We start from the raw sequence: 5,940 nt of genomic DNA, 5'->3' as shown, positions 1-5,940 counted from the left end.
CGGTCTCCGATCTTGTCCAGCTCCAGCTCGTCATAGGCCATGATCTCCCGGAGCTGGGGGATGTCAAAGGGGGCCAGACGAGCGCCGCAGGAGATCAAAATGCTCTTGGCCGTTTTGCCCGAAACGAGTTGTCAAGGACTTTTTAATCAAATTCACGAAAAAGCCACAAAAAAAGTGCCAGAAGCAGATTTTAGCTCCTGACACTTTTGCGGATGGGTTATTTTCTCCTGCTTAACAGTTCGTCGCAAAGGTACGCATATTCCGGCAACTGGTCGATATAGGGTTTCCATCGCCGCTTAATCTCGGCCAGTTCCAGCGGGTCGGCGTCCTCAAAGTCATGGTCGTTTCCGGTCATTCCGAAAACATCCAGTGCTATATCATTCAAGCACTCATAACAAAGACCGGCAGCGGACTCTATCCAGTTGCCGGTGTCGATATAGACCGGGTCGATAGATATTGCCAGCCACACATAGCCGACCTTGTCCGACCAAACCAAATCATAAGCGGTCATCTGCTGGATATGTTTCTCAAACACTTTGCAGACGCGCTCAATCTCATTTTTCTCTTTTTCTGTGTACAGCATTTTCATGTCCTCCTTGGCTAAAAGTTTTGGTGTGTACCATCATCAGTTTAACACAAGGCGGCTGGCTTTATCAGCCGGTCACATCTGCTGTATCTCGTTTTTAAGCATACGCTTGATTTTGTCGCTCATGGTTTCGGTGCTGGTGTCGCTGAAATGGACGCGCACCTTGTAGGTGGTCTTGCCGATTTTCTTTACCAGCGCGGGGGCGTCCTCCGGCGCTCTGGCCGGAGTGGTGTCTGCGGTCTGCATGGTACGGGTTTCTTCGTTCATGGCGCTCCTTTCTCCGGGCGGGGCTGCGCCGTCCGGCAAAACAATCAGTCGCTCTTACGGTTCACAATGTCTTTCGCCGCCTGCTTGGTGGCCCCGGCGTTTTCCTCTCGGAAGTTTTTCCCGGCAAAGAGGATCGGGGCGCACCGTTCCAGGATACGGTCATAGATACGGGCGTGGGCCAGGTCGGGCGGGTTCTTGAGTTCGGCCAGTTTCAGGTTGGTGGTGATTATCATGGGCCTGCGGCTGCGGTAGCGGCTGTCAATGACGAAAAACATCTGCTCCATCGCATACTCGGTACTGCGCTCCACACCCAAATCGTCAATGATGAGCAGGTCGTACTCGTCAAAGCTGGCGATAAAGTCGGCCCTGTCCTCGGAGAACATCCCCGTCAGGCGGTTCAGGATGGTGGGAAAGTTCGTCATCAGCACCGGCACATCCCGGTCAAGCAGGGCGTTGGCGATACAACCGGCGAAAAAGGACTTGCCGGTTCCCACATCCCCAAACAGCAGCAGGCCGGTGTTGTTTCGGTATGCCTCCTTCCAGTTCTCCACATAGGCGCGGGCCTTGTCCATCAGAGGATTTTGGCCGTTGTCGTTGGCAAAGGTGTAGTCGTACAGATAGCGGTCTTGCAGGCCCTGGGCCTTCCGGCGCTTGATACGCTCCATGCGGCGCTGCCGTTCCTCGGCGGCTTTGCGCTGTTCCTCGGCCTCCCGCTGGCACTGGCAGATACAGCGGGGCATGAAGTAGCCGGGTTTCCCAAAGCATGGCACAACGGTCTGCCTCTGGCCGCCGCACCTCTTACAGTGAATGAGGCCGTCTGCCGGGTCTATGTACTCGTCCCCGGCCAGTTCCACACCGGCGGCTGCCTTGTCGATCAGCGCCCGGATTTCTGCGGTAATCTCCATCATACGGTTTCATCCTCCTTTACGCTGTAATCCCGGTTGCGGGAGGGCGGAGCCGCCTTTTTCGCGTCCTCACCGGCCCAGCGCCGGATGGTGGCGGCATGGCTCTGATACCGCTTGCCGGTAGAAGCCATATACTCGGACAGCTTTTCGATGTACTGGCCCCATACGGTGGGAAAGCTGGCCTGCAAGTCTGCCAGTTCCTCGTCCGTCAGGAAAACATTCTGGTAACGGCCATAGGCGCGGGCGGGGCGTCCCTTCTCTATCTCTCTCTTTATCTCTATCTCTTTCTCTAACTCTATCTCTATCTCTGGTGGACGAATGTCGGACAAATGTCCGCCGTTTGTCCGAGGCGCGGAAAGAGCCTTGTTTTGAAGCCTCGCTGCCCGCTTTCGCTCGGCCTCGGTGGAGGACTGGCCGATCAGCAGTTCGATATTGCTCATGTAAAAAGTGCCGCTGTCCAGCACTTCCACAAGGCCCAGCTTCAGGAAGATTTGCAAGGCCCTCTCCACAGTGCCGATCTGCTGGCGGGTTATGGTGGCGATCATCTGCGCCGTGTAGGGGATATTCTCGTCAAGCTGGAGCCTCCCGCCGTGTTTCAGCGATTTCAGATACAGCTTGAGCAGAATGTTGGAGTACAGCACACCGTCCTGCATACTTTCCAGCAGCACGATGGAGTCATCGTCAAAATAGTTTTCTTTGAGTTTCAGGTAGTAATATTTTCGATTGTCTGACATGGGTTCCTCCTTGGGGTTCGTTTTGGGCTTCTGTACGCATTTAGAGGGCCGTTTGGGGGGCCAGAGGATAAATCTATCAGGCCCCCGCCGACACCCTCGAAAAAAGCCTTGATTTACAAGGGGTTTTTGCCCTCTAATTGTCCACGCTGTACCCTTCTCCGGCGTTCGCACTCGGCCTTTTGCCGCCGGTGGACTTTCGGCGCACATTCCGGGCAGTATTTGGCCCGGTTGGAGCCGGGCGTGAACAGCGCCCCGCAGACGGCGCACCGCTTGGCGTCCAGGCGGTGGAACAGGGCCGTTTCCAGTTCCCTGTCCAGCGGCAGCACCGCCGCCCGGAACCACCGGCACAACAGGGAGTAGGAAATGGACTGGACGCAGACACATTCCTCCCCATCGTCCAGCGCGATACAGTTGCCGCCGTCATAGTTGCAGCACTCATGTACCAGCCGCCGCGCTCTGCGATACTGGCGGTAGTCCATGACGGGGATGGGTTCAGGCTTGCTTTTCTTCATGCTGGCACTTCCCGCACCCGTCGCAGTTACCGCAGCCCTGGCAGGCATGGGCCTCCGGCTCCGGGCCGGTGGGCGCGTCTGCCGGTTCCGGTTGCAAGAGGGCAAGGGGCAGGCGGATATTCAGGTGGACAGTGACGGGTAAAATAATCTGCTTCATAAGGCAATCTCCTTCCATGAGTGAATGTTGACAATTCTGTGCAAAGGTGTGTCGTGAAACGCGACGCACCGCAAGGGGTCGGCAAAGCGCCGTACCCTTTACCGCTCCGGCCCCCGGTCGCGGGACTTGTCCCGTTCCTGTCGGGCCAGTTGGTCGGCGGCCTTGCGGAGCCGTTCCACGGCTTTCAGTTCCTCCCGCATGGCCTTCATGTCGATGCTGTCCGCCTGCTTCTGGGCGGTCAGCAGGTCGATCTCGCGCCACCATTCCTTCGGAGAAAGTTCCTCGCCGCTGGCTTTCAGTTCTTTCAGATACCGAGCCGCCGCGTCATAGAGGATCAGTTCCCGGCTGTGGCGCTGCTCGAACAGTTCCCGCTTCTCCGGCTTTACCCTGGCAAGCTGCTTATGGACAGCCTTGTACTCGTTGTACTGCGCCCACATCTCCCCGCGCTCAGTGAGAACAGCGATCCGGCGCTCGGCCTTGACGATCTCTCGCCGCAGGTCATAGTAGCGGGTGTTCATATCTGCGATTTTTTCGTGGAGCTGCTGCATGGACTGGATGCCGTTTGCCTGCAAAAAGCTGAACAGGGCGGCGCTCTCCTGCAAAGCCCGGATTTTGCCGGTGCGGGTGTCGGGCCGCTTGAGTTGCTGCTGGGCCTCCCACAAGTCAACCATGCTGGGCTGCTGACCCTCCGGCTTTTCGGCCTCGGCCTTAGACCAGTTGTAGAGGCGGGTAATGCGGGCTTTGATTTCCTTGAGCAGCTTGTTGTCGGCGGCGATCTGCCGGTTGACTTCCCCCTTGTCGGTGCGTATGCCGCGCTTCTCCATCTGGCTGGCCGCTGGCCCCAGGTGGACAGAAGGGATTTTATCAATACCCTGTCGCTTGTAGCTGCGGTGGTCTACCAGAGCGGGATGACCGGCGGCCTCCAATGCCCGGTTGGTATAGGCCGCCCATGCCGCCCGCCAAATCTCCACATTCCCTTTGTCGTTCCAGTCGGTGGTGTCCTCCCGGTGGTTCTTCCAGCCGCCTTTCCCGTCCGGGATACGCTGGCCGTTTTCGTCCAGGTCGTATGCCTTGCGACACTTTGCGCCCCATGCGCCATTTTCTTTCAGGGGCCGGACGGTCAGCATGATATGGACATGGGGGTTGCCGGTTCCCTTGTCATGGATGGCAAAGTCGGCGCACATCCCCTTGTCCACAAAGTTGTCCTTCACATAGGCCCGGACAAGGGCAATCTGCTGTTCCCTGGACAGTTCGCGGGGCAGGGCCGCCTCGATCTCGCGGGCAAGCTGGCTGTCCCTGGCTTTCTCGATCTGCTCCACACTGTTCCAGAGGGTGGAGCGGTCTGCAAACTCCGGCGGGGCGTGGGCGGGCAACATGATTTCCGCATGGACAACGCCGCCCTTCCGGGTGTAATCATGGGTCAGGCCGTCCCATTCATTCGTCAGCTTAGTTCCGCTTCGGTAGGCGGCTGCGGCAACAGCGGAACGGCCCTCGCTGCGCTTGATGATACTGACGGGGATATGACAAAAATCTATAGGTGGCACCTCCTTTCGGTGAGGGGTATTCAGGCTCCGTGGAGCCGGACAGACGCGAAGCGGGTGTCTGGCTGCGCGGGGCGCACAAGGGGTTTGGGGAGTGTAGCGCCCCATCGCGCTCGGAGAGCGCAACAGCCCCCGGCAGGGCGCACGACACCGGCAACGGTGTATAAGTGCGCCCTTGTAAACAAGGGACTTATGGCTTGTCCCCGGATTTCGGCAGTTTTGCGGCCAGTTCCGCCGCCCCCGGAAGATGGGACAGGGCAATCAGGAACGCCTTGACCTCTACGCCGGGAAGGTCTGGGGCCAGAGGAAAAACGCCTTCCAAAATGGCCCCGCGCTCAATCAGGCGACGGGTGCGGGCCTTGCGTTCCTCATTGCGCTGCTTGTTCTCCAAAATCTTCTGGCGGTTCTCAAGCTGCCGGATTTCCTTCAGGACTTCTTCTCGCTCGTCTTTTTTCGGTTTCGCTTGGGTGGTGCTGTCTTTGTGCATATCGCGTCCTCCTTCAGCGGCTCCATCCAGCCGCGCTTGATAAAATATTTCCGTAGTTTCAAAATGGCGTCCCGGACGGTATTGGTAACAAGGCTCACACTGGCAATCCCCTCGTCCTCCGCAATCTCCCGGTACTTCTTGCCCTCCACAAAACGGGCGTGCAGGCGGCGGGCCTGCGTGGGCGTTAAGGTGGCAAGGGCCTCCCGGAGCCGCTGCAACATCAATTCATGGGCTTCTTCCTGTTCCCGGCGTGTTTCTTCTTCCAGCAGAGTGTCCTCAGCGGAGAGGGCATGAGAGAGCAGGTGGTATTCCAGACCGGGGGAATAGTCCATCGAGTAAGTATGGCTCCATAGCCGCTGCTCGGAGTTGTGGTCGGTGCGCCATTCCTCCGCGATGGCGTCGGCGATCTCGTCCGGCAGTTCGATGAAGGTGTCTGTTTCGTAGAGGGGGTAATAATACTTTTTCAGGTTGATGGTTTTCATAGGCCGCTTGTCCATTTCCGGCGTATGAAGTACCGGCGCAGTCGCCGGAGCGCCGCATGGATGGACTTTCCTGCCTGGGATGGGGTAATGCCCTCCATCGCGGCAATGTCCTTCACTTTCATCCCCAGCATATACCGGGCATGGACGCGCCGGGCCTGCGCTGGGGTCAGAGAGGAAATCGCCTCATAGAGCCGCCGGAGCAGTTCGGCGTATTCGGCCTGCGCCTCCTTTTCCATCAGGCAATCCTCCGGCGATGGCTGCGCCCAGCC

The 5,940-nt window shown here is 58.2% G+C and carries 10 protein-coding genes; all 10 read right to left on the bottom strand.

Going from position 1 to position 5,940, the window contains the following annotated elements; all coding sequences use genetic code 11:
* Window positions 1–217: 217 nt before the first annotated feature.
* Window positions 218–583, bottom strand: a complete 366-nt coding sequence (locus B5G42_RS17150; RefSeq protein WP_087273025.1) for a hypothetical protein — start codon at window positions 581–583, stop codon at window positions 218–220.
* A gap of 78 nt (window positions 584–661) precedes the next feature.
* Window positions 662–853, bottom strand: coding sequence for a transposon-encoded TnpW family protein (locus B5G42_RS17145; protein WP_087221673.1), 192 nt, complete (start codon window positions 851–853; stop codon window positions 662–664).
* 44 nt (window positions 854–897) lie between these two features.
* Window positions 898–1,761 carry an ATP-binding protein gene (locus tag B5G42_RS17140; protein WP_087273022.1) on the bottom strand — a complete coding sequence of 288 codons (864 nt, stop codon included), beginning with the start codon at window positions 1,759–1,761 and terminating at the stop codon, window positions 898–900.
* The gene (locus tag B5G42_RS17135; RefSeq protein ID WP_087273019.1) at window positions 1,758–2,492 is read right to left on the bottom strand and encodes a phage replisome organizer N-terminal domain-containing protein; all 735 of its coding nucleotides are present in this window, start codon (window positions 2,490–2,492) and stop codon (window positions 1,758–1,760) included. Before B5G42_RS17135 ends, B5G42_RS17140 begins: the two co-directional genes overlap by 4 nt.
* 113 nt (window positions 2,493–2,605) lie before the next feature.
* Window positions 2,606–3,004, bottom strand: coding sequence for a cysteine-rich VLP domain-containing protein (locus B5G42_RS17130; protein ID WP_050006189.1), 399 nt, complete (start codon window positions 3,002–3,004; stop codon window positions 2,606–2,608).
* Window positions 2,985–3,161, bottom strand: a complete 177-nt coding sequence (locus tag B5G42_RS18420) for a hypothetical protein (RefSeq protein ID WP_164475040.1) — start codon at window positions 3,159–3,161, stop codon at window positions 2,985–2,987. The genes B5G42_RS17130 and B5G42_RS18420 overlap by 20 nt, the downstream gene beginning before the upstream one ends.
* Before the next feature lie 98 nt (window positions 3,162–3,259).
* Window positions 3,260–4,705: a MobQ family relaxase gene (mobQ, locus tag B5G42_RS17125; RefSeq protein WP_087273016.1), complete on the bottom strand. Its 1,446-nt coding sequence runs from the start codon at window positions 4,703–4,705 to the stop codon at window positions 3,260–3,262.
* Window positions 4,706–4,892: 187 nt separating this feature from the next.
* Window positions 4,893–5,189, bottom strand: a complete 297-nt coding sequence (locus B5G42_RS17120; protein ID WP_087273014.1) for a DUF3847 domain-containing protein — start codon at window positions 5,187–5,189, stop codon at window positions 4,893–4,895.
* Complete coding sequence (locus tag B5G42_RS17115) at window positions 5,129–5,671, bottom strand: RNA polymerase sigma factor (protein WP_087273011.1); 543 nt, start codon at window positions 5,669–5,671, stop codon at window positions 5,129–5,131. The genes B5G42_RS17120 and B5G42_RS17115 overlap by 61 nt, the downstream gene beginning before the upstream one ends.
* The coding region (locus B5G42_RS17110; protein WP_140399884.1) for an RNA polymerase sigma factor at window positions 5,668–5,940 on the bottom strand (273 nt) is incomplete at its 5' end. The genes B5G42_RS17110 and B5G42_RS17115, both read right to left, overlap by 4 nt.

Origin of the sequence: Flavonifractor sp. An91 (assembly GCF_002159225.1) — a bacterium.
In the GTDB taxonomy this organism is placed as follows: Bacteria; Bacillota; Clostridia; order Oscillospirales; family Oscillospiraceae; genus Flavonifractor; species Flavonifractor avicola.
The sequence above is the reverse complement of the archived record's forward strand: the minus strand, read 5'-3'. Positions and strand labels throughout refer to the sequence as shown.

Bases quoted from the DNA above. Each gene is read 5' to 3' on its own strand.
- B5G42_RS17150 (WP_087273025.1), bottom strand. From the start codon at position 583: ATGCTGTACACAGAAAAAGAGAAAAATGAGATTGAGCGCGTCTGCAAA.
- B5G42_RS17145 (WP_087221673.1), bottom strand. From the start codon at position 853: ATGAACGAAGAAACCCGTACCATGCAGACCGCAGACACCACTCCGGCC.
- B5G42_RS17140 (WP_087273022.1), bottom strand. From the start codon at position 1,761: ATGATGGAGATTACCGCAGAAATCCGGGCGCTGATCGACAAGGCAGCC.
- B5G42_RS17135 (WP_087273019.1), bottom strand. From the start codon at position 2,492: ATGTCAGACAATCGAAAATATTACTACCTGAAACTCAAAGAAAACTAT.
- B5G42_RS17130 (WP_050006189.1), bottom strand. From the start codon at position 3,004: ATGAAGAAAAGCAAGCCTGAACCCATCCCCGTCATGGACTACCGCCAG.
- B5G42_RS18420 (WP_164475040.1), bottom strand. From the start codon at position 3,161: ATGAAGCAGATTATTTTACCCGTCACTGTCCACCTGAATATCCGCCTG.
- B5G42_RS17120 (WP_087273014.1), bottom strand. From the start codon at position 5,189: ATGCACAAAGACAGCACCACCCAAGCGAAACCGAAAAAAGACGAGCGA.
- B5G42_RS17115 (WP_087273011.1), bottom strand. From the start codon at position 5,671: ATGAAAACCATCAACCTGAAAAAGTATTATTACCCCCTCTACGAAACA.